Genomic DNA, 23,064 nt, shown 5'->3' with positions numbered 1-23,064 from the left:
AAATGAAGGTGCTGCCTGTTTCGGCTTTTGCTGATAACTATATTTGGATGATTATTGATGAAAAATTGGCAACCACCTTTTGTATTGACCCTGGTGACGCTCAACCTGTTCTTGATTTTTTAAAACAACAATCTCTACAACTTAAAGCGATTCTCTTAACCCATCATCATCATGATCACATTGGTGGGGTTTTGGACTTGATAAATAACTATCCTGATGTTGTTGTCTACGGCCCAGAAGACTCGCGTATTCCTTATATTACGCAAACCCTGAAGCCAGAGACCGTATTAACCCTACCACCGTGTAATTTTCATATTTTAGACACCCCAGGACATACATCTACACACATCAGTCTTTATGAACCTCATTATCAATGGCTATTTTGTGGGGATACTCTCTTTTCGGCAGGCTGTGGGCGGGTATTTGATGGAACCATTGAGGAGTTATACGAGTCATTACAAAAATTAAAAACATTGCCCGATGCTACTAAAGTTTTTTGTGCCCATGAATACACTCGACAGAACCTTCGTTTTGCTAATACCGTAGAACCTGGCAATAAGATATCAAACCGTTATGCCAATGAACTAAGCGAGAATGATCATTGTTCCTTGCCATCAACGATTGAGTTAGAGAAAAACATCAATCCTTTTCTACGAACAGATAAACCTGATTTGAAAAATTATGCTGATAACCGAGTTGGAACTCGCGATCCATTTCAAATTTTTAAACAATTGCGCGCAGATAAGAATAGTTTTTCTTAACAATAAGATACAATTTAAACCCCTTAGAACAGAATATATACAAAAAGGGTTTATCGCTTGAATTTTATTTAGTACACTGTTTAGCCTTTTAATTCGTAATAGGCTGTCACATTGAAGTTTAGACCAAGAGTTTTTAGTTTAATCCTTTTATTTTCAATCTCTTACGCATTTTATTCTACAGCGCATGCCACCCAGACAGTGTGGGACGTCATGCGAAGTCAGTTCAGTTTAAATCACGAAGTTACCCAACCTGAGGTTCAAACACAGCTTCGTTGGATTATTTCTCATCCCAGTTACCTCAATAAATTAGCTCGTTCTGAGCCCTACATGTATCATATCGTTACTGAAATTAAAAAAAGGCACATGCCTGGAGAAATCGCTCTCCTGCCAATGATTGAGAGCGCCTATGATCCTTTTGCTTACTCAGGAGCTGGTGCTGCAGGACTTTGGCAACTCATGCCAGGTACAGGGAACAATCTCGGTTTAAAGCAAGACTGGTGGTTTGACGGTCGTCGAAGTATTCGCCCCTCTACGGATGCAGCCCTGAACTACCTAACCTATTTGAATAAATATTTTAGTGGTAATTGGATTTTAGCGATTGCCGCTTATGACTCAGGTGAAGGAACGGTGTCCCGAGCTATTAAAAATAGCCGTCAGTCACGAAATATACGTTTCTGGTCCCTGCCCTTGCCTGCGGAAACCAAAGCTTATGTTCCAAGGCTTTTGGCGCTTGCTGAAATCATTAAATACCCACAACGCTATAGAGTTACTCTTCCAGACATTCCACACGTCCCTTATTTCGAAGAAGTAAATATTGGCAGTCAAATCGATTTAAGTCATGCCGCCAAGCTCGCCGGTATTTCTTATAAAGATCTGATTAAGTTAAACCCAGGTTTTAATCGTTGGGCAACAGCACCCTATAAACCTTTTAAATTATTGATACCCGCTAATAAAGTAGAAAAATTTAATCGGAACCTGGCAAGTATCCCCGAAGAAAAACGAGTCAGCTGGAGTCGTTACCAGGTGCGCCCCGGAGATGATTTAAATTCGATTGCCCGTAGAAATTTCACAACAGTAAACCTGCTACGCGAATTAAATCGCTTGAAATCCGATAAACTTAAGACGGGCCAATATGTGTTAATACCGAGTACTAAAAATGCCCCTGTTACCGCGCCAAAACCTGCCATGTTGGCGGCTAACGATCAGCCAGCAAGCATTCAAAGCTATAAAGTAGTGCACATTGTACAGCGTGGTGAAACTTATCAGATACTGGAAAAAAAATACAACGTATCCACTTCGGAAATCAGAAAATGGAATCAGATAAGTACAACGCAGCCATTAAAACCCGGCCAGCAATTGACCATATGGAAACGCACTGTGAAGTATGGTGTTTATATTGTTAAAAGCGGGGATAACTTAAGCAGCATTGCTAAACGCAATAATACCAAGGTATCAATGCTGGTTAAATTAAATCCAGGCATTAACAAAAAATTACTTCAGCCGGGTCAACAATTAGTGATAGGCTAAATCTGGCCTTAACTTACCACGCAAGCAAAATTATGCAAATTAATAAGAGCTTGCGTGAGAGTTTGAAATCGTGTGATATACTTAAGTAAGTATTAAATTTCAATAACAACTATGAAACTACTCTTTGATTTTTTTCCAATTTTACTTTTTTTTATTAGTTACAAACTGTTTGGCATTTATAATGCTACTGCCGTAGCTATGGCTGCCTCCTTATTCCAAGTTATTTTTCATAGATTGAAACACCAACGTTATGAAAAAATTCATTTAATCAGCCTGGCAATCATTTTTGTTTTAGGGGGTGCAACGTTATTTTTCCATAATCCCTGGTTTATAAAGTGGAAACCAACGGGAATTTATTGGCTAACTTCCGTGGTATTCCTTTTGTCCTCTTTTGTCGGAAAAAAACCGCTTATTCAAAAAATGATGGATGGAAATATAAATTTGCCCACTAAAATCTGGTATCGTTTAAATTATGCTTGGGCGCTATTTTTTGTTTTAATGGGTAGTGTTAACCTGTATGTAGCTTATTTTTATAGTACAGATGTTTGGGTTAACTTTAAGCTGTTTGGTGGGGCTGGTTTTACATTGCTATTTGTGTTTTTACAGGCAATCTATTTAACCAGGCATTTAATTGAAAAAGAAATAGAACAACAACCCTCTAATGATTCCCATTAGGGAACATATTTTAGGAGCAAGAATGAGATTGCTACTGGTTGAAGATGATGAGTTACTAGGTGATGCAGTTAAAGCTGGTCTCACTCAATTTGGCTATGTTGTTGATTGGTTAAAAGACGGTGAAGCAGCACGTGCTGCAGTAAAATCCGAGTCTTTTGAATTAATTATTCTTGATTTGGGTTTACCCAAACTTTCAGGCCTAGGTTTCTTGCAAGCGATTCGCCATGATGGAAATGCGACTCCCGTGATAATACTAACCGCCCGTGAATCAGTGGAAGATAGAGTGAAGGGTTTAGACAGTGGGGCTGACGATTACCTCACCAAGCCTTTTGATTTAAATGAGCTAAGCGCAAGGGTACGCGCCCTTGTTAGACGCTCTTCAGGTCGTGCTGATGCTGTCCTTCAATACCGTAATATTACCCTTGACCCTGCTGCTCATTCTGTTTATGTTGACGGTGTCATCGTCAATGTTCCGCGTAGAGAATTCGCCCTACTACAAAAGTTGCTTGAAAACAGTGGACAAGTTCTATCACGTGAACAACTGATGCAAAGTATCTACGGTTGGGATGAGGATGTGGATTCCAATGCCCTGGAGGTACATATCCACAACTTGCGCAAAAAACTCAACGCCAACTTTATCCGCACTATTCGTGGTGTCGGGTACATGGCGGAGAAAAATGAGTAATTAACTATTGTGAAATCATCTATACGCAAGTTTTTGTTAATTAATTTATTATTAGCAATAACAATAACAACTACGTTAACTGCAATAGGTAATTACTATCTAGACCAAAAAGATATCCAGGAGCATCTGGATACTTTAATGGCCATTTCAGCATTATCCTATCAGGCGCTGCTGGGAGATGACTTGCATCAGCGCCCTCTTGGAAAGATTCAGGATGCCCTTGAAGTCATTCCCCAGAAAATTGATAACTATTATCAGAGACGTTTTTTAAACGATCTCCCTCCCAAAAACTATTTAGACAAATTTAATTTCCAGGTATGGACCAATGGAGGCAAACTTTTACTCCATTCCCCCACCGCGCCTAAAATTCCGCTGACAGCTGAAGTCGATGGTTTCAGTGATAAACTGGTTTCTAATCAGAAATGGCGCGTGTTTACCACCTACAATGAACAGGCAGGAGTTCGTACAGTATTGGCCGAGCGCTATGATACACGTAACGAACTTGGTCATCGTATTGCTCAAGATGATCTTTACATTATGTTGTTAACCTTTCCACTGTCAGGGTTATTAATATGGATTATTATTGGTCGAGGCTTAGATAGTCTTGATAGAGTAGCACAAGAAGTCGCAAACCGAGCCCCAACCCATCTTGAACCTGTAGATTTACAAGAAGTTCCTGAGGAAATTAAACCGGTTATTGATGAACTGAATAAGTTATTTTATCGCTTGAAAGAAGGCTTTGAACGAGAAAAACGCTTTGCAGCTGATGCCGCCCATGAATTGAGAACCCCTCTGGCTGCCTTGAAAGCCCAGGCACAAGTTGCACTCAACACCAATAATATTGAGGAAAAAAATCAAGCCTTGCAAAAGCTTATCGCCAGCGTTAATCGCAGCACTCACATCGTACAACAGCTATTAACGATGAGTAAATTAGTCCCTGAGGCAGCGAACATTAATGATATCGATGAAGTTAACCTTGTTAAAATTACCCGTGAAGTGCTTGCCATGCTTGCTCCCAGTGCTGTTGAAAAACAGATTGAACTGGAATTTGAGCATGATGATCATTTGCCCCTTTTCGCAGGTAATCCAACTGCACTAAGTATTTTGATTCGAAACCTGGTAGACAATGCCATTCGTTACTGTAAGGAAAATGGTAAAGTTTCCGTACGTATATTCTCTCAGAATAAAGAATTAATTCTCGAAGTACGCGACAACGGCCCAGGTATCCCTGATGAACTTCAAGGTCGGGTATTTGAGCGATTTTTCCGTGTCTTAGGTAATAAAAGCCCTGGCAGTGGATTGGGCTTAGCCATTGTTAGACAAATTACTGATCTTCATGGTGGCAGAGTTGAACTTGCTTCTCCCCGCGAGGGAACCGGTCTTATAGTGCGTGTTTTCTTCCCCACTAAAGAAGAACAACCTTCTGCTTGATAGAGTAGCTTCGTTTAATGAACTTTGATTACGCTTCTCTGCTTCAATGCTACACCACTACAGCGGTGTACAGAGGATTTTCTTATCGACCAGCCAATAATTGTAGCGCCTGACGAATTAATTGTTCGCAACTTTTATTTCCATCGTCAATTTTCTTAATCACTTTCATTGCCTCTTGCTGCTTATATCCTAAAGCCTCCAAAGCACTGATGGCTTCACTTTGTTCTTGCTGCAATAAAGGTTTCTGTACGCCAGGGCTACTCATCATGTGTGGAGAGAGTTGCTTAATGCTATCTCTCATTTCAACTAGCAATCGCTCTGCAGTTTTTTTGCCTATTCCCGGAAGCTTGGTTAGCAGCAGGGCATTTTGTTCTTCGATGCATTGAATAAACTCAATGGGGGTAATGCTGGATAATATCGCTATAGCCAATTTTGGTCCAATACCATTTACTTTGATCAGTGCCCTGAATAAAGCCCTTTCCTCTTTATCCAAAAATCCAAATAATTGCAGGGCATCTTCGCGAACTACGGTATGAATATGCAATCCTATTGGACCAGGGTGGGTTTCAAGCTGAAAAAATGTATGTAACGACGTCTCCACATCATAACCCACCCCATTCACATCAATAACCATTTTTCCAGGTTGATGCTTATCAACAATCTGTCCATTTAACCAACCTATCATCGTGCACGTCTCCTAAAATGCTGTGGGCGCCGGGTTAGCGCTAAATTATGTCGCATGTGACAATGACAAATCGCTATGGCCAAAGCATCAGCAGCATCGTTTTGAGGCGCATTATTGAGCATTAACAATTTAACTACCATATGTTTTACCTGCTCTTTTTGCGCAGCACCATAGCCAACAACCGATTGTTTAATCTCACGAGGGGAATATTCACTAATCCTGATGCGATGCGATGCAGCAGCCACCATGGCGGCTCCTCTTGCATGGCCTAATTTAAGGGCAGAATTAGGATTCTGATGCAAAAATACCTGCTCTATTGCCACTTCGTCGGGATTATAGTCATCCATTAATTGGCAAATTCCATCAAAAATTTGCAACAAACGCTGACTTAACTCTCCCTCCGAGGTTCGAATACAACCGCTATCAATATATTGGATTTTGCGCCCTTCTTCCCTAATAATTCCGTAACCCGTTACCCGAGAACCAGGGTCAATCCCTAAAATAATACTCATCAGGCAGTTTCAAATAATGCCTCAGGCAGTTCAGCATTACTATGAACTTCCTGTACATCATCCAAATCTTCAAGCATATCTATCAACTTTATCAGGCTTTCTGCGGTTTCCTTGTCCAAAGGAACCATTGTTTGTGCACGCATTGTTAGATGGGATTGCTCAACTTCATAGCCTGCTTTTTGAATAGCGGTCAGAACATTATGGTAATTCTCTGCTGCGGTAATAATTTCAATTTGATTCTCTTCCACAGTTACATCATCAGCACCTGCTTCGATAGCTATTTCCATAGCCTGATCTTCAGGTTGTCCTGCAGCAAGGAGAATTTCACCTTGTTTGTTAAATAAATAAGCCACAGAACCATCTGTGCCTAAATTTCCCCCGTGTTTTGTAAACGCATGTCGAACGTCGGATACCGTACGGTTTTTATTATCTGATAAACAGTCAACGAGAATAGCCACACCACCAGGACCATAGCCTTCATACCGCATTTCCATCATATTTGCGCCATCTAAACCACCAGCTCCGCGCTTAATGGCGTTATCGATGGTATCGCGTTTCATATTCGCTTTTAAAGCCTTGCTAATTGCATCTCGTAACCGAGGGTTTGAGGACTCCTCCCCTCCGCCCATTCTAGCTGCGACTGTTATTTCACGAATGAGTTTTGTAAAAATCTTTCCACGCTTGGCATCTTGAGCCCCTTTACGAAACTTAATATTAGCCCACTTACTATGTCCCGCCATGACTATACCTCAAAAGAAAAGCGATATTAGGGTCTGTTAACATTTGTTTTATAGCTTACTCACCGCGGCGCGTGAGCACTTTAACAGGATCCTGAAAACGAAATTTCAACAGTACCTTAATTTCAGATGATTAAATTACAAAGTATACATCGTCTGGGCATTAAAAAGAACTGATGCTAAGAGACTCGACATTTTTTACTTTTTCAAGCTATGCTAAGCTGTTTTATTTTTGCAGGGAGACAGGGGTGAATTTAGCAGGATTTGGTAATTACCATCAAACGGAAGCTATTCCAGGTGCCTTACCCACAGACCAAAACTCCCCTCAACAATGCGCATTTGGCCTTTACGCAGAACAACTCAGCGGGAGTGCTTTTACACGACCAAGGCACATCAACTTACGCAGCTGGTTGTATCGTACGCTCCCTTCGGTTGTCCATGAGGATTACCAACTTCATGAAAAAGATCTAGCCATTAATTACGCCCATTTACAATCGCCAAACCCTATGCGCTGGGCTCCCCTCCCCAATCCTTCTGGGCACAAGGATTTTGTAGATGGATTATTTTATCTGGCTGGTAATAAATCAGCGAATGCATTTATTTATCAATGCAACCAATCTATGAAAAAACGCTATTTTAGCAACAGCGATGGCGAAATGCTGCTAGTTCCCTATTCGGGAGAACTCACCATTCATACAGAATTTGGCCAACTTGCCATTGAGCCCGGAAAAATAGCGGTCATCCCACGTGGTATAAATTTTAGGGTGGAATTAGTTTCAGACTTCGCAGCAGGTTATATCTGTGAAAATATGGGAAGCCCTTTTGTTTTACCGCAACTTGGGCCCATTGGTTCAAATGGATTGGCCAATCCACGACATTTCTTATATCCAGTGGCGGCTTTTGAAAATATTCAGGATGAGATTCAACTGATATGTAAGTATCAACAAAGGCTTTGGAGTGCACAATCACATCATTCCCCTCTAAATGTTGTAGCATGGCATGGCAATTACGCACCTTACAGCTATGATTTGGCTTTATTTAATACTATAAATACCGTAAGTTTTGATCACCCCGATCCCTCCATTTTCACTGTTTTGACTTCCGAAAGTAATTCGCCAGGTGTTGCCAATCTGGATTTTGTAATTTTTCCGCCTCGCTGGATGGTAGCTGAGCACACGTTCAGACCTCCTTATTTTCACCGAAATATCATGAGTGAACTGATGGGACTTATTAAAGGAGAATATGACGCCAAGAAGGAAGGCTTTTTACCCGGTGGGGTTAGTATTCATAACTGCATGACGGCCCATGGACCGGATGCGGATACGTATAAGACTGTAATTCATGAGGAGCTCAAGCCAACTCGCTATCAAAATACATTGGCATTTATGTTTGAAGCCAGGCATCCATGGTTAGTCAGTGAGCAAGCGTTATCCCATTCTTCAAGAGAAATAAAATATTCAGCGTGCTGGCAACATTTGCCTTGCAATTTTAACGAATCCTAGATTAAATCATACGGTTCAGTGAAAAATCTTTTTATTTTCAAGGAGTGAATCTAGATGCGTTCAAGTTTCGCTAAATTTACACTAGCGGTTATAATTTTAAGTTCTTTTTCATTAACCGGAAATACTGCGACGACTGAGGGTACTTTACAAAATTCCTTTCAGACACAATGTATTGATTCGTGGATGAAACGGCTGGATAACATACGAGATAAAGTGGATTACAAAAATTTTGGTGAAAAATATTGCGAGTGCGCTTCACAACATCCACTTGATACCCAAGAGGCAATCAACAAAACCATGCAGCTTTGTATATCACAAACACTTCTGCAAGACACCATGGATTCTCTTGAAAATGAGGTCGGTTTGGACAAGGCGGCGAGTGAAGAAATTAATGAGTATTGTGAAGACAGATTCACTCTTGTTTTCCCCACTATGAATGATAAAGATAAACGAACAACAGCTAGTTATTGTGACTGCGCCGAACCAAAACTCGCAGCGCTTTTAAAGGTTGTAGATAATCTTACTGATAAAGAATATAGCAATGAGATTAAAAAAATTGCTTCCTCTTGTTCAGTAAGTATGCAAGAGCAACATCAAACTTCCTCAACAAACAGCTCGCAAGAAGCTTCTTCAAGCACAGAAGATGAGGAGTAGATTAGCCTCCGATAAAGAGAATTCGGATTGATTCTTACATCAAGATGTAGTATCGCCCATCATCGGGAATTAGGGAGAATATTATGGGAAAATTTAAGGTAAGTACATTTGGAAAATGGGAAAGACAACGGCAGGAACTTGTTAAATCTCTTTTATCAGATAAAGACATTGCCCCAAAAGTAAGTGAACAAACTATTCATGAAGCCCTCCTTTGTGAAGTCAATACAAGTATGTTTGAAGTAGCATTTGATTTTGTAAAGAAACAATCGGAAACCATGCCCCCTCAGGCGATGAGTCCACAGGTTATGAAGGAACTCACTATAGAGAGCTATCGCTTATCACTCACCGTCGTATTAAATAGCTTAGCAAAAAAACTTGATCTTCCCCCTTCATTACTAAAACCACATGTGGATAAATTTTCAGAGTCAGCCAACGAGCAAATACCGCTGATTATTGAAGATGTTTTAAAGATAGGCACTGTTTCTATAAAAACTAAAAATGAAGCCATCGATAAACTATATGGTTCTGATTTTAAAAAAAATTATCCCAGCTTATCTACACAATTACCTTATGAGGACGAAGAAGTTATTGAATTAGCCAGAGAAAAAATCGCTCAATTTATGACAGAAAATAATTTCGGCGCAAATGAAGCTATCCTCAGCGAGCAATTCATTTATATTAATGAGATAGCCCAACAGATTTCGGCCACGCCCGATTTTAAAGAACAATTTCAAAGTCAAACGGGTAAGAGCATGAGTGAGTATAAAATAACTTATCGCGAAAAATTAAAAAATGCAGTTACCCCCTTTTGGACTAGTGATGTAGTAGCTCAAAAATCAGCTCCTGAGTTTAACGAGGGATTTAAATTAAATTAAATAGATTGAATATACTCTACACAAAGCAAACTTTTGAATTACATTATTGTGAACGTCTTGGTCCTTTGGACAAACATTTGATAAGAACATACATAAGGTAGTTTTAGGGCGACATTCAGGAGATCCTTCAAGCGACTATGTCGCTTGAAGGATGACGTGCTGGACTAGGGTGACGTACTGGAACCTTTGGGGACGTTGGTTAAATCCGTCATCCTGCAAGATTCTTCGAGATTATTGCAGCTCTCTAGTCTAAAATATGAATAAACAAATCCGGATTTGAACAATCCGGACTTACTTAAAATAAATCTTCCTGGGTTAACCCTACACGCTCAAGTAATCCACGAAGGGTCTTTAAAGCTTCTACTTGAATTTGCCTTACTCTCTCACGTGTCAGATTGATTTCTTTACCAACGTCTTCAAGAGTGGCTTTTTCAAATCCTCGCAATCCAAAGCGTCGTGCAATTACTTGTTGTTGGTTTTCCGTTAATTTATCCAAGAGGGATTCGATATGGGTACGTAAATTTTCATCGGTCAGTAATTCTGCCGGGTTCATACTGTTTTCATCAGCAATCGTATCCAACAGGGATTTATTTTCGTCATAACCTATCGGAGTATCTACAGAAGCCACCTTGTCATTCAATCCCAATAGTTTTTCAACATCTTCAATCGGTTTATCCACCATTTCTGCAATTTCTTCTGCTGATGGCTCATGATCGAGCTTCTGTGTAAGCTGGCGCGCAGCTCTTAGGTAAACATTAAGTTCTTTGACCACATGGATAGGTAAACGAATGGTTCTTGTCTGATTCATAATTGCACGCTCTATCGTTTGCCTAATCCACCAGGTCGCATAAGTAGAGAAGCGAAAACCTCTGTCAGGATCAAACTTTTCCACGGACTTCATTAGCCCCAAGTTGCCTTCTTCAATAAGATCGAGTAACGGCAATCCACGATTGAGGTAGCGACGGGCAATTTTCACCACCAACCGTAGATTTGATTCAATCATTTTTTTACGTGAAGCCGCGTCGCCTTTAAGCGCTCGTTTGGCATAATAGACTTCTTCTTCAGCTGACAATAATGGTGAAAATCCGATTTCACTTAAATAAATTTGAGTAGCATCCATTAATTTTGCTGCTTGCCTACCACGCTGAAAACTGGGGAATGCTTCTTCGTCGGTAAAATCAGGCGTAAGGTCATCATCGCCCTCTACTTGAGCAAGTTCCTCTTCATTTAATAGAGTCTCATCATTCGGAGACGCCTCCCAATCCTCTTCTGGGATTTGATCAGCTTTTATTGTTTCATCATCTGGTTGCATCATATCACCTATGTGTTTATCCGTTATAGAAAAAAACACCCTTGTTGGTCTATCCCGCAACATCAGTGAGGTTCTTAACCTCTTCCTAAATAATTCAGAGGGTTTACTGGCCTTCCTGCCCTTCTGATTTCGAAATGCACACCCCAAAATCGTCTATCAATAACTCCCATTTCGGCAATAATTTGTCCAGCTTTAACTTTTTGTCCTTCTTTTACTAAATTACGCAGGTTATTACCGTATGCTGTAAGAAACTGATTATTATGCTTAACGATAATCAAATTTCCGTAACCCGATAGACCATTTCCTGCGTAAGCCACAACACCACTTGAGGCGGCTCTGATTTTCTCACCTTTTCTTCCAGCAATATCTATGCCTTTTTTACCTTGCTGTGGTATAAACCTGGTAGCTACGCGACCATTCACAGGCCAAACCCAATTTGGATTCGCTATTGAGGGTGCCCATCTGGTCTTAGGGGTAATTTTTGATTTCGTTTTTTTAAGTGTAGTTCTTTTTGCCGCGTACAAGGGCTTTCTTGCAGTATGTTGTCGACGATAAACAGTGTGTTGAGGATTGGGGGCTGAGCCGATGCGTACAACTTGTCCCACTCTTAATGTGTAAGGGCTTCTTAATCGGTTAAAAGCTGCAAGCGCCCTAAAATCTGTATCATAACGAAAAGCGATAGAATACAGTGTATCGCCACGCCGCACTACATGGACTGCCGATTGGTTACGAGGATGCCATTTTAACTCTTCAACAGGTGCTAGGGTAGTTCTGGACTCACACCCACTCAATAGCAAAAAAAACAACAATACGCATAGTCGGTACATTTTTGATTTCCCGAAATCACTACTTACCATACATTGAACTCCCTAGTTCCATGCATAAATCATTTATAAGCCTACAGGATGCTTACAGTTCCAGATTAACTTTTTCAACCCACGCAGAAAGCTGGTCAAAGACCTTATAATGAGTTAAATCAAGCTGTAAGGGTGTAATTGACACATAGTGTTGACTAATTGCATAAAAATCTGTTCCAGGACCCGCATCTGCCTCCATACCAGGAGGCCCTATCCAATAAATTGGCCGGCCACGTGGATCATATTCTTTAATCACTGGTTCAGCACCGTGACGTGTTCCCAAACGGGTCACTTCGAGACCCTTTATCTTATCTAAGGGTAAGTCAGGAATATTCACATTAAGAATAGTTTGGGAAGGTAGCATATTTGCGGTGAGTTTTAATACTATTTTACGGGCGATAACGGCAGCCGCATCATAATTTTGGATATTGTCACCGACCATGGAGAAAGCAATGGCGGGTAGACCAAGAAAACGACCTTCTATTGCAGCAGCGACCGTCCCAGAATACAGGATATCATCCCCCAGGTTAGCACCATCGTTAATCCCGGAAACAACAATGTCTACTGCAGGCTTTAAAAATCCTGTTACAGCAAGATGAACACAATCCGTGGGTGTTCCTTCAACACTGTAATAGCCATTATCCATTTGCCTGACGCGCAAAGGTCTGCTTAAGGTTAATGAGTTACTGGCCCCACTTCGATTCCTATCAGGAGCAATAACAATGGTTTCCCCAATAAGCGACATTTCATTGGCTAAAGCACGTATTCCCGGAGAATTAACACCGTCATCATTACTTACTAAAATTCGCATTGCTAACTCTCAGGAGATTCTAACCATCGTACGATTGCCAAACGTTCTTCCAACTCCCTTTTAGTCTTTTCAATTGAAGCTCTAAGGCCAGGTTGATTGGGATTATTTTTTAATTCAGCTTGTTGTTTTGCAAGTGTTTCCTGCAATGCCAATATTATTTTACCAAAACCCTGGGGATTCATTTGAAGCTGGTACGCTAATTGATTAATACTTTTTGCAAGCACGGTTAATTGTTCACAAGTCATTTGTTGCGGCTTTTTATTAGGACAATCTTTTATTGCCTGCTGCAACACTTGTGGGTTTCTACGATAATAACTTTCATCTTGAACTGTACATGCGGTCAAAAATAAGGATGCGCCAATCAGGAGTAAAAAAGCCTTCCCCATAAGCAATCTCTCAATTTAGTTAGAAGGCCTCGATGTTACCATTTGTACGCAATGAACGCTAATGTTGAAATTAAATCAAAAGAATAATTTGTATTAGTATGGACAGGCGTACGTCGCATAAAAACTTACGCTTTTTTGTTCTCTGCCGCATTGAATAAATAAGAGTGATTCGTTATTGTTAGCGCACCTACTTTTGTAAGATAAAACCATGCTAGATTTTAAAGTAATCCGTGATGAGGAAACCGGGGAACTCATTATGGAAACCTCAATTTGCGGCAAACCCCTCTTAACCATACCCCAATTAAACAAGAGCACTGCTTTTACCCAGGAAGAACGTCGAGCATTTGGATTACTGGGAAAATTACCACATCGTGTTGAAACATTGGATGAGCAAGTTAAACGCGCCTATCTTCAATATTCAAGTTATAGCTCCAGGCTACAACAGAATATTTATCTAAATAATCTGCATGATAAAAATCAGGTACTTTTTTATAAATTGATCAGTAAGCACTTGGGAGAGATGTTACCCACTATCTATACCCCTATTGTAGGAACAGCAGTCAAGCGCTATAGCCATGAGTACCGTCAACCCCGTGGACTTTACATCACCCATTTAGACAAGAATCAAATCGAAGAGATCATTAATAATCGTACGAACCCTGAAATTGATTTAATCGTTGTCACTGATGGTGAAGGCGTTCTTGGAATTGGCGATCAAGGTATAGGTGGTATGGATATTCCTGTCGCAAAACTGATGGTTTATTCATTATGTGGCGGCATTGATCCAATAAGAACACTTCCAGTATTTTTGGACGTTGGCACTAATAACCAGGATTTACTAAATGACCCAATTTATCTGGGCTGCCAACACCCGCGTATTAATACGGAAGAATATGATGATTTTATCCTTACCTTCGTGAATGCCATTCATAAACATTTTCCCAATGCTTTTCTTCACTGGGAAGATTTTGGGCGCAACAATGCCAGACGAATTCTTGAGAAGTTCCAGGATAAATTATGCACCTTCAATGATGATATCCAGGGAACAGGCGCTGTGACCCTTTCAGCCTTGCTCGCAGCATGTGATGTAACAGGCGTGAGGCTTGAAGAGCATCGTATTCTTGTTTTCGGTGCAGGCTCTGCCGGCACAGGAATTAGTGATCAAATTGTGGATGCTATGATTCGTCGTGGATTAAGTAGCGAAGAAGCCTATGATCGCTTCTGGTTAGTTGACAGGCAAGGTTTGCTCGTGGACTCTGATCTTGAATTAACCGAAGCACAAAAACCTTATGCGCGCAAAACGGCTGAGCTTGCCAATTGGGAACATTTGGGTAGACCCTATCCCTCTTTAACCGATACTATCCGACAAATTAAGCCAACCATTTTAATTGGTTGTTCAGCACAACCTGGAGCCTTCTCACAGGATATTATTGAAACAATGAGTGCCACCTGTGAACGACCTATTATTTTTCCTCTCTCCAATCCCGATGAAAAATGCGAAGCACATCCTGCTGATATTATGATCTGGAGTCAAGGAAAAGCCCTGATAGCTACAGGAACAGCCTTTCCTGCAGTTGAATACCAGAATCGCTTGTTGCAAATTGCTCAATGCAATAATGCCCTGGTGTTTCCTGGTATCGGATTAGGTGTTCTGGCAGTGAAAGCAACCAGATTATCTAAAGGGATGATTTGGGCTGCCGCGTCCACATTAAGTGAGTATGCACCAAGCAAAAAAGAAAGCTTTTTGCCTTTACTACCCTCACTGGATGATGCTCAAATAGTTGCCAAACAGATTGCTATTGCCGTAGCGCGTACAGCAATTAACGAAAACCTGGCACAAATTAATCAAGGCGCCGATTTGGAACAGGTCATTAAGGATATGTTTTGGGAGCCGCGGTATCTACCATTTAGAAAAACTGAATGATGTCAATAAAAAGCAGGTTGGTAAACTCAACCTGCTTTCCTTTATGCTAATTTATAATGGTTGAGAAACTTCTTGCTGAAGCCCACCAACAACCCAGGTACTCGTACCATAAAATTTACGAAAATGCCAAATTTCATCCAAATCACTTACTGAGTCATCGTTTTCTTTAATCGAACCTGTAAACCGCACACTGGCAATTGTTGAATCGCCCTGCTCAGAGACATCCAGTAATTGTGCGCTAAGATTAACCACTTCTGTTTTATTAGGCTCATTACCTCGTTCATCCAGCTGCATTTTAATTTCAGCAAATACTTCTGGCGCTGTAAAATCCTGCAAATCCTGCAAATTTTTTTGATCATAGGCAGTCTGCAAGCGGATAAATTTTACTTTCGCATCCCGTAAAAATTCTTCCTCGTTAAAGTTGGCAGAATTTCTTTGATAAGAGTCTGAGGCTTGGTAATTCATGGTATTGGCTTGGGCATTAGTTTGCCAATTAAAAGGTTGTCTGGATGCGTTAGAGGTTTGGAATCCAGGTTGCATGCGACGGCGCAAAAAATTAACAATAAACAATAATAAAGCACCCACAATTAGCCAGGACAACAATCCGCTTCCTAATCCGTTCCCCATAAAAAGGCTGGCTAAAAGACCACCAGCCAAGAGACCACCTAAAACACCGCCCCATCTACTTCTGTTAGTCTGTTGATTCATTGAGGTAGGTTTAGGTTTGGAAGCAAAAAGACTCTGATGGGAGCGTTGTACCCCAAAACTACGACCACCTCCAAAACGTTTGGCAGCAGCTTCATTAACCACTAAACCAAAAGAAAGAAGACCAATCAGCAACGATAAAATGAATGTACGCACAATAGGATCCTTTTTAATAAAATCGTCCCTATTATAACTGAAAAAATAGCTCTGCCTGCAAGCGATAACTATTTAACAAAAAAATTTCATATGCCCAAGCATTAAAACCCTAAACTGTTTGCCCGAGTTAATCCCTTTTTCTGATATTGACTTCTTAAAACCAAACTGTTTATTAACATTGTAAACAACGCAGTTGCTACAGGCACAATAAGTATTAATTTCCAGGGAAAAGTAAAACCAAGCTCCAATACTACTTTGGCCAGGTAATTATTAATAAGGCTTGCTGTAAGAACTGCCATTAAGCCTGCATAAAAACCAATAAGTAATGACTCACTGCTCTGAATCCATACTAATTGACTTTTCCCCATACCTAAAATTTTAAGAATATGTGTTTCTTGCTGTTTTACCCCAGCGAATGACAGCATTGCCAGTACGACAATAATGAGGCCAACCAGCAAACCAAAAAAGCTCATAAAATTAATCGCCTTTGCAGTATTGGCAAAAATGGACTGTATCTTTTCAAGAAAAGTGGCGATATCGATAACAGTAACATTGGGAAACTGAGCAACAAGGCTATTTAGCAGCATTTGCTGTGAGGGTAGCAAATGCATACTGGCAATGTAGGTTTGTGGTAACTCGTTTAAAAGGCCTGGTCTAAAAAGTGTAAAAAAATTAGGACTAAAAGTGGCCCAGTTAACGGAGCGAACACTGGTTATTGTGGCAGTAATAATTTTCTCGCCTACTCTGAAACTGATTTTATCCCCCAGTTTTAGTTTAAGCTTTTCCATCATTCCTTTCTCAACTGACACCCAATCGGCATGATTTTGTGGAATCCATACTCCCTCGCTAATCTCATTTCCTGCAGGAATAATAGGGGTCCAGGAGAGATTAAGCTCCCTGCGAAGAACATTAATTTGCTCCACTTTTTCGCCAAATATTTTTTGTACTGATTCATTATTAATCGCGATGAGACGCCCTTTCACCATTGGATAAAAATTAGACACTCTGATTGCATTAGCCGTCAAAAATTTGGCAATATCCCTGACTTGAACAGGTTCAATATTAATGATGAAATAATTAGCACTGCTTTCCATTCTCTGTTGCTGCCAGCTCTTCAAGAGATCATTCCTTAAAATAAATAAACTTAGCATGGCGGTTAATGCCAAGCCGATACCAATCACTTGCAAGGCACTATTGGCAAAATTACGTGCAATGTTGGCAAAACCAAAACGCCAGTTAATATGAATATAATGTTTAGCTTTTGAAAGACTATTAAAAATCAACCATAAGGAGCTGATGACAAACCCAATAAAAAAGAGACACCCTAATAAAACAACTACACTAAGACGCCAGGAATTTGTATAAAAATAGGCAAGCACACCCAGAAGCAAAAAAGCCAGACTATAACCTAGCCAGGTCGCTGCAGTGGCGGATAATCGCTCTCTTCGGAAAATGTTAGCGGCGGTAATATGACGCAACTTTAAAATATTGATCGAAGAAAAAACCAACAACACGATTAAACCAATTGCCAGACTAAAAAATGCTGGCTTTAATGGTAGAGAGCTATCAAACTGGGGTAACAATCCATGCAACCATTGCGTTAACAATGGTTGAACCGCATAACCAAGACCTATACCGACTAGACAAGCCAATATGCCTAAAAGTAGAATACTTCCTAAATACATTTGTAAAATTTGATACTGGGATGCTCCAAAACACCGAAGAACAGCCACTTGTTGCATGTGTCTCATACTGTATCGCAAACTAGCCATACTGATGGCGACCCCAGCCAAGACCAAACTCATTAGTGTACCTAAATTAAGATAATTTAAAGTTCGTTGAATAATTTGGTGAATTGAAGGATTTGAAGTGGTGCTGTCTGTTAATTCTTGCTGTTCAGTTAACTGTGGCAATATAAACGCCTTTAAGATCATTAACTTATCTCTGGGGCCTGTTAATAACCAACGATAAGTTACATTGCTACCTATTTGCACGACTTGCGTTCTGGGTACATCCTGCCAGTTCATTAAGATGCGAGGGGAAATGTTAAACCAATCTCCTGTTTGGCCGGGTTCTTCAATTAATACACCAGCTACTGTCAAGGGAGCGGCACCAATCATTAATTGCTGACCGACCTTAAGTTTTAAAAGAGGAAAAAACCTATGCGCCAGCCATACCGTTCCTGGTTTTGGAGCTGAAGACAAGCGAATACCCGGTTTATTTATCTGTGCTGCAACCCGCAATTCGCCTAATAAAGGAAAAGGATTTTTTACCGCTTTAATTTGCGCAAGCTGTAGATTGTCATTATGCTCCACCATACTTAAAAACGATAACGATAATGATTGTTTTAATCCTAGACTTTGTGCTTTTCTAATCCAGGCGTCATTAATGGAAAAGCTGCTTCTGATTACCACATCCGCCCCTAGCAACTGGGAAGCCTGTCTTGTTAATTGTTCATTGACTCGTCCTGCAAAAATACTTAAAGCACTCATACAGGTCATTGCTGTAAGTAATGCAAGAAATAACAGCGTTAATTCACCACTTCGCCAATCACGGACAAGCGACCTAACCATTAAAGGTAGCTTTAGCATAAGAGTTTCCCGCCATCTAATCGCCATTGAAATTGGCAGCGGGCAGCCAGTGTCTCATCATGCGTGACAATCACTAATGTTGTTTTGTGTTGTTCATTTAAAGTGAATAATAAATTTATTACAGTTTGCCCCGTTTTTTTATCTAAATTTCCTGTAGGCTCATCAGCAAACAAAATTTCAGGTTTAATAGCAAAGGCTCTTGCTATGGCAACGCGTTGCTGTTCTCCACCTGACAACTGAAGTGGGTAATGATTTGTTCTGCCTTCTAAACCCACTTTATTTATCCATTCATTTGCCGATTCGAAGGGCTTCTCATAATGATTAATTTCCAGCGGTAGCATGACATTTTCCAACGCAGTTAAATTAGGAAGTAACTGAAACGATTGAAAAATAAAACCAACCCGCCTGGCACGAAGTTTTGCACGCTCATCCTCGCTTAAGGTTGTAATGTCTTGCTTCCCATAAAACACTTTACCAGTGGTCGGTAACTCCAAACCTGCCATAATATTAAGAAGTGAGGTTTTTCCAGATCCTGAAGCACCGGTGATTGCAATTGTTATGCCTCCCTTGACTGCAAAACTGATGTCTTTCAGGATATGAAGATCAAAAACCCCGCTTTTTACCATAAAATTAACATGGCTTAATCTGATAACATCTAGGTGATTCATGAAATATAAAATCCTTTTATCGCTACTTCTCATTCTCATCATAACACCTGTACAAGCAAAAACTATTCTTGTTCTCGGTGATAGTTTAAGCGCTGCCTATGGTATCAATGCCAAAGATGGATGGGTCAATTTGCTTCATACCAAGTTAAAAGAAAATAATTACGATTATCGAGTAATAAACCTTAGCACAAGCGGAGATACAACGAGCAATGGTCTGGCCAAACTTCCAAAGGCGCTTCAACGTTACCAACCAGACATCGTGATTGTACAGTTAGGCGCTAATGATGGTTTAAGGGGATTATCGGTCACGAAAATGAAAGAAAACCTCGAAAAAATCATTAGAGAAAGTCAAAATGCCCATGCTAGGGTACTTCTGGTAGCAACACAGCTACCACCTAACTATGGTCCTACCTATCTCAAAAAATTTGCGACTGTTTATGAAGAATTGGCTACCCAATACCAAATACGGTTAATACCCATGTTTTTGGAAGGCGTTGCAGGCAATTCGCAATTAATGCAGCAAGATGGTTTGCATCCAAACAATAAGGCCCAGGCCAGAATACTATCCAACATTTGGGCAAATTTGGAACCCTTGTTAAGCACTTGAATATCTCTAATAAAACAAGGGCGTAATAAATTTTTTCCCTTTGTACTCGCATCCTTCTAATAAGCCGCAGGGTACAGACTTACTAATCAAATTGAATATCCAAATGTGTCATTTCCAGCATCCATTCTTAAAAATATCAGAAAACATTTGACCGCACGCATCAATGATCATTTTTTGCACAATTTATGCATGACTTTTATTTGATTGTGAGGGAAGATTATACGATGAAAAGCTGTATTTTATTACTCTGCTTTTTACCCACGCTTTTGTTAGCCAAAGCAGAGATTCATGAAGCCAACTATTATGGGCCAAGTCTTTGTAAGTATAAAGACTACTATACTTGCATTAAAGTAACCCGTGGGAAAAACTGGGAAAAATTATTTCCCGATACTGTTCAAAGAGACTTGGTACAACGATTAAATCGTACCAATAACCGCTTATGGAATGGAAAAGTACTGGCGGTCCCTAAAAATCTGGCAACAGCCACGTTATTTAATCTATCGCCATTCCCTTTAAAAATTAATCCTTCAGATAATACACAAATTATTGTTGATCAGGAAAAATTGGCGTGGGGAGCTTATGATCAACATGGTTACTTAGTTCATTGGGGCCCTATTTCTTCAGGCAGCAACAAATGTTCAGACAGTGATGATTCCTGCCTGACTTTAACAGGGATCTTTGAAATCTTTGGCAAGGAAGATAAACATTGTATTTCAAATGCTTTTCCCGCTGGCCGTGGTGGGGCCCGCATGCCATATTGCATGTTTTTTCACAAGGGCTTTGCTTTGCATGGTTCCGATGATATTCCAGGCAAACGCGCAAGCCACGGCTGTGTTCGTATGTTTATACAAGATGCGAAATGGCTGAACGAGAATTTTGTCACATTATATGACCCCCAAAAGAAAACAGGAGGTACTGTGGTCATCGTGCTCCCACTGCTTAAGGAAAATTAGCGATGACTCCATCAAAAACTTATTCTATCGGGTGTATCGTGGGCTCACGGACAGAAATTATTAAAATGGCACCCGTTATCTTTGAATTAAACACTAAACCGTGGGCAACTACGTCATTAATCAGCATTGTTGGAACAGAGGAATCTGCAGAATCACTTAATGAAGCGTTGTCTGTATTTGATTTGCACTTAGATTATCAGATAAATACCGTTACCCAACAACAGAGGATTTATGACTTTGCAGCCAGAGTTTTTCTAAAGTCCAATTCTTTTTTTAAAAGACAATATTTTGACGCATTACTTACAGTGGGGGGTACCACCTCTGTATTTATAGCGTCTTTAGTCGGTTTTTATCACCACATTCCTCTTGGCCATATGGAGGCAGGATTACGTAGTAATGCTTTTGAACCCTTTTTACAAGAGAAACACCATGTTTTGACAAGAGCCTTATCGGACTGGCATTTTGCTCCTTCCCTCCTGGAAAAAGAATATCTAATAAAGGAACAAATTGATACTGATAAAATATTCATCACAGGAAGCACTGTAGCAGATGCTGTACATTGGATACTAAAAAACAGACCCGAGACAAACGAATTCAGGCACCTCTATAACTTTATTATTATTAGCACTCAACAAAAGGGCAAGAATTTAAGAAACATCTGTACCGCAGTCAGGGAGTTAGCCGCTCGATTTGATGATATAAACTTCATATTTTCTTTAACAGAGGCATCTGAGTCAGAGCACTATTTTAAAAATATTTTCTCCAATCAGTCTCAAGTATATCTTCTTCCTCCCGTTAAATATGATGAGTTTGTGCATTTAATGCAGCGCGCAATCTTATTATTGACAGACTCTATCACCATGCAGGAGGAAGCTCCGGTATTACATAAACCAGTTTTAATCCTTGGTAATGAGAAACCTCAACTTATTAAAGAAGGTATAGGACGGTTAGTAGGGACCTCAACAAACAATATCATTCAAGTCACCAGTAAGCTATTAACCGATGGCAAATTGTATTTGAAAATGACACGCAGTTACTGCCCTGAAGCGGAAGAATGTGCAGCCAAGAGAATTGTAGAAATATTGAAAGAAAAATTAGTTATTGGCTAATTAGAAATGATGCCATTTTTTAATTTTCTTTCTTCCTAATTGATGTTTTGTAATTTACAAAAAACAGGGACAGGGTAATATAATAAGCTTATTTGAATAAATTACGCACTAAAAAAACACATACTTGGCATTAGTGTAAATTTTTTATCAACTATAAATGATTTTTAATTCTATTTGCTCTTGTAAAATCTTTAGAAAGATCTGAGAATGAATGCTACAATCTGGTTTTTATTATAGGAAAAGAGTAACTATGTCAGAGAAAATTCGCGGTAAAGTAAAATGGTTTAATGATAAAAAAGGCTTTGGTTTTATTGAAAGCGACGGTAAGGATTATTTCGTCCATTTCAGTGCAATTCAAAGCAGCGGTTTTAAAACCTTAGCTGAAGGTGCTGCTGTGTTATTCAAAGCAGGACATGGACAAAAAGGTCCTCAAGCAGAAGACGTGGAAATTGCTTAACTCATTATAATTACTGCACCTGGATTTAGTTATCGGGTGCAGTAATTTTGATTGCTCTTAAAATTATTGTGAAGTCTTGGGTTTATCCGTGCTGAAATTTACAGTCACCTGCTTCATAGTTCCTGTCTCGGGCTCCCATGGTCTCGCATATTTGAATTGCATACTGGTACTTTGAGGATAAGTTTTCCCTTTTATTAACTGAAAAGTAAACTGCATTTGACCACCAGCCCCTATTAATTTTGTTTTTGATGCCGTGTAATTGCTAGACAAAAGTTTTAAAAAAGATTTGTCATATTTTTCCACAGTCCATTGATATCCTGTAGTTGGATTAGCTGGTAATGTTACTACAAATTGATTTTGGCTCGGATTAACATTTAAAGACATAGTGTCGGCATGTGTGAAAGTTGCACAAGCTAATAAAAAACTGCTCCATAATGTTTTCATTATCTTTTTCCAATTATTGATTTTTTCTAATTATACTATA

At 39.9% G+C, this 23,064-nt stretch carries 24 protein-coding genes; 13 read left to right on the top strand and 11 right to left on the bottom strand.

Going from position 1 to position 23,064, the window contains the following annotated elements; translation table 11 throughout:
- Window positions 1-2: 2 nt before the first annotated feature.
- The 5 genes from gloB (at window position 3) to Ljam_RS02760 (ending at window position 5,079) form a co-directional block, all read left to right on the top strand.
- A complete protein-coding gene (gene gloB, locus Ljam_RS02780; RefSeq protein WP_058448610.1) occupies window positions 3-761 on the top strand; it encodes a hydroxyacylglutathione hydrolase in 759 nt (252 codons plus the stop codon).
- A 210-nt stretch (window positions 762-971) separates the two neighbouring features.
- Window positions 972-2,288 carry a lytic transglycosylase gene (locus tag Ljam_RS02775; RefSeq protein ID WP_131762302.1) on the top strand — a complete coding sequence of 439 codons (1,317 nt, stop codon included), beginning with the start codon at window positions 972-974 and terminating at the stop codon, window positions 2,286-2,288.
- Between the two features lie 111 nt (window positions 2,289-2,399).
- The gene (locus tag Ljam_RS02770) at window positions 2,400-2,963 is read left to right on the top strand and encodes a septation protein A (protein WP_058448608.1); all 564 of its coding nucleotides are present in this window, start codon (window positions 2,400-2,402) and stop codon (window positions 2,961-2,963) included.
- Window positions 2,964-2,985: 22 nt separating this feature from the next.
- On the top strand, window positions 2,986-3,648 hold the full coding sequence (locus Ljam_RS02765) for a response regulator (RefSeq protein WP_058448607.1): 663 nt from the start codon (window positions 2,986-2,988) through the stop codon (window positions 3,646-3,648).
- A 9-nt stretch (window positions 3,649-3,657) separates the two neighbouring features.
- Window positions 3,658-5,079 (top strand): ATP-binding protein, encoded by a 1,422-nt coding sequence (locus Ljam_RS02760; protein ID WP_058448606.1) that lies wholly within the window; start codon window positions 3,658-3,660, stop codon window positions 5,077-5,079.
- A gap of 82 nt (window positions 5,080-5,161) precedes the next feature.
- Here Ljam_RS02760 and ruvA read toward each other — a convergent pair whose 3' ends face one another.
- Genes ruvA through Ljam_RS02745 form a run of 3 tightly spaced genes read right to left on the bottom strand, consistent with a single transcriptional unit; the run spans window position 5,162 to window position 7,016 of the window.
- On the bottom strand, window positions 5,162-5,764 hold the full coding sequence (ruvA, locus tag Ljam_RS02755; protein WP_058448605.1) for a Holliday junction branch migration protein RuvA: 603 nt from the start codon (window positions 5,762-5,764) through the stop codon (window positions 5,162-5,164).
- The gene (gene ruvC, locus Ljam_RS02750; RefSeq protein ID WP_058448604.1) at window positions 5,761-6,276 is read right to left on the bottom strand and encodes a crossover junction endodeoxyribonuclease RuvC; all 516 of its coding nucleotides are present in this window, start codon (window positions 6,274-6,276) and stop codon (window positions 5,761-5,763) included. The genes ruvA and ruvC overlap by 4 nt, the downstream gene beginning before the upstream one ends.
- Window positions 6,276-7,016: a YebC/PmpR family DNA-binding transcriptional regulator gene (locus tag Ljam_RS02745; protein ID WP_058448603.1), complete on the bottom strand. Its 741-nt coding sequence runs from the start codon at window positions 7,014-7,016 to the stop codon at window positions 6,276-6,278. Before Ljam_RS02745 ends, ruvC begins: the two co-directional genes overlap by 1 nt.
- Window positions 7,017-7,261: 245 nt before the next feature.
- Between Ljam_RS02745 and hmgA the strand changes: the two genes are divergently transcribed.
- From hmgA to Ljam_RS02730, 3 genes are all read left to right on the top strand, one after another.
- Window positions 7,262-8,515: a homogentisate 1,2-dioxygenase gene (gene hmgA / locus Ljam_RS02740; RefSeq protein ID WP_058448602.1), complete on the top strand. Its 1,254-nt coding sequence runs from the start codon at window positions 7,262-7,264 to the stop codon at window positions 8,513-8,515.
- Window positions 8,516-8,569: 54 nt separating this feature from the next.
- A complete protein-coding gene (locus tag Ljam_RS02735; protein ID WP_058448601.1) occupies window positions 8,570-9,169 on the top strand; it encodes a hypothetical protein in 600 nt (199 codons plus the stop codon).
- An 83-nt stretch (window positions 9,170-9,252) separates the two neighbouring features.
- A complete protein-coding gene (locus Ljam_RS02730; RefSeq protein WP_058448600.1) occupies window positions 9,253-10,044 on the top strand; it encodes a RasGAP domain-containing protein in 792 nt (263 codons plus the stop codon).
- 295 nt (window positions 10,045-10,339) lie between these two features.
- Here Ljam_RS02730 and rpoS read toward each other — a convergent pair whose 3' ends face one another.
- The 4 genes from rpoS to Ljam_RS02710 all read right to left on the bottom strand — a co-directional run bounded on the left by rpoS (window position 10,340) and on the right by Ljam_RS02710 (window position 13,410).
- Window positions 10,340-11,356 carry an RNA polymerase sigma factor RpoS gene (gene rpoS / locus Ljam_RS02725; RefSeq protein ID WP_058448599.1) on the bottom strand — a complete coding sequence of 339 codons (1,017 nt, stop codon included), beginning with the start codon at window positions 11,354-11,356 and terminating at the stop codon, window positions 10,340-10,342.
- A 74-nt stretch (window positions 11,357-11,430) separates the two neighbouring features.
- On the bottom strand, window positions 11,431-12,213 hold the full coding sequence (locus tag Ljam_RS02720) for a peptidoglycan DD-metalloendopeptidase family protein (RefSeq protein ID WP_058448598.1): 783 nt from the start codon (window positions 12,211-12,213) through the stop codon (window positions 11,431-11,433).
- 52 nt (window positions 12,214-12,265) lie between these two features.
- Window positions 12,266-13,024 (bottom strand): 5'/3'-nucleotidase SurE, encoded by a 759-nt coding sequence (gene surE / locus Ljam_RS02715; protein ID WP_058448597.1) that lies wholly within the window; start codon window positions 13,022-13,024, stop codon window positions 12,266-12,268.
- Window positions 13,025-13,026: 2 nt separating this feature from the next.
- The gene (locus Ljam_RS02710; RefSeq protein ID WP_058448596.1) at window positions 13,027-13,410 is read right to left on the bottom strand and encodes a hypothetical protein; all 384 of its coding nucleotides are present in this window, start codon (window positions 13,408-13,410) and stop codon (window positions 13,027-13,029) included.
- Between the two features lie 208 nt (window positions 13,411-13,618).
- Between Ljam_RS02710 and Ljam_RS02705 the strand changes: the two genes are divergently transcribed.
- Window positions 13,619-15,334, top strand: coding sequence for an NAD-dependent malic enzyme (locus Ljam_RS02705; protein ID WP_058448595.1), 1,716 nt, complete (start codon window positions 13,619-13,621; stop codon window positions 15,332-15,334).
- Window positions 15,335-15,385: 51 nt separating this feature from the next.
- Here Ljam_RS02705 and Ljam_RS02700 read toward each other — a convergent pair whose 3' ends face one another.
- The 3 genes from Ljam_RS02700 to Ljam_RS02690 all read right to left on the bottom strand — a co-directional run bounded on the left by Ljam_RS02700 (window position 15,386) and on the right by Ljam_RS02690 (window position 19,454).
- Window positions 15,386-16,195, bottom strand: coding sequence for a Tim44 domain-containing protein (locus Ljam_RS02700; protein ID WP_058448594.1), 810 nt, complete (start codon window positions 16,193-16,195; stop codon window positions 15,386-15,388).
- 101 nt (window positions 16,196-16,296) lie between these two features.
- Window positions 16,297-18,786 (bottom strand): ABC transporter permease, encoded by a 2,490-nt coding sequence (locus Ljam_RS02695; RefSeq protein ID WP_058448593.1) that lies wholly within the window; start codon window positions 18,784-18,786, stop codon window positions 16,297-16,299.
- Window positions 18,780-19,454: an ABC transporter ATP-binding protein gene (locus tag Ljam_RS02690; RefSeq protein ID WP_058448592.1), complete on the bottom strand. Its 675-nt coding sequence runs from the start codon at window positions 19,452-19,454 to the stop codon at window positions 18,780-18,782. The genes Ljam_RS02695 and Ljam_RS02690 overlap by 7 nt, the downstream gene beginning before the upstream one ends.
- Here Ljam_RS02690 and Ljam_RS02685 point away from each other — a divergent pair.
- The 4 genes from Ljam_RS02685 to Ljam_RS02670 all read left to right on the top strand — a co-directional run bounded on the left by Ljam_RS02685 (window position 19,453) and on the right by Ljam_RS02670 (window position 22,580).
- On the top strand, window positions 19,453-20,061 hold the full coding sequence (locus Ljam_RS02685; protein WP_058448591.1) for an arylesterase: 609 nt from the start codon (window positions 19,453-19,455) through the stop codon (window positions 20,059-20,061). The genes Ljam_RS02690 and Ljam_RS02685 overlap by 2 nt on opposite strands.
- Window positions 20,062-20,285: 224 nt before the next feature.
- Window positions 20,286-21,014 (top strand): L,D-transpeptidase, encoded by a 729-nt coding sequence (locus Ljam_RS02680; RefSeq protein WP_058448590.1) that lies wholly within the window; start codon window positions 20,286-20,288, stop codon window positions 21,012-21,014.
- A gap of 2 nt (window positions 21,015-21,016) precedes the next feature.
- A complete protein-coding gene (wecB, locus tag Ljam_RS02675) occupies window positions 21,017-22,123 on the top strand; it encodes a non-hydrolyzing UDP-N-acetylglucosamine 2-epimerase (protein WP_058448589.1) in 1,107 nt (368 codons plus the stop codon).
- Window positions 22,124-22,373: 250 nt separating this feature from the next.
- Entirely contained in the window at window positions 22,374-22,580 is a 207-nt protein-coding gene (locus tag Ljam_RS02670) for a cold-shock protein (protein ID WP_058448588.1), read from the top strand.
- Window positions 22,581-22,643: 63 nt separating this feature from the next.
- On the opposite strand, the gene Ljam_RS02665 is transcribed toward Ljam_RS02670, so the two are convergent.
- Complete coding sequence (locus tag Ljam_RS02665; protein WP_058448587.1) at window positions 22,644-23,024, bottom strand: protease inhibitor I42 family protein; 381 nt, start codon at window positions 23,022-23,024, stop codon at window positions 22,644-22,646.
- Window positions 23,025-23,064: the final 40 nt, after the last annotated feature.

The sequence above is a fragment of the Legionella jamestowniensis genome, from assembly GCF_001467745.1.
Classification (GTDB): Bacteria; Pseudomonadota; Gammaproteobacteria; order Legionellales; family Legionellaceae; genus Tatlockia; species Tatlockia jamestowniensis.
This window is presented reverse-complemented; position numbering and strand designations above follow the sequence as displayed.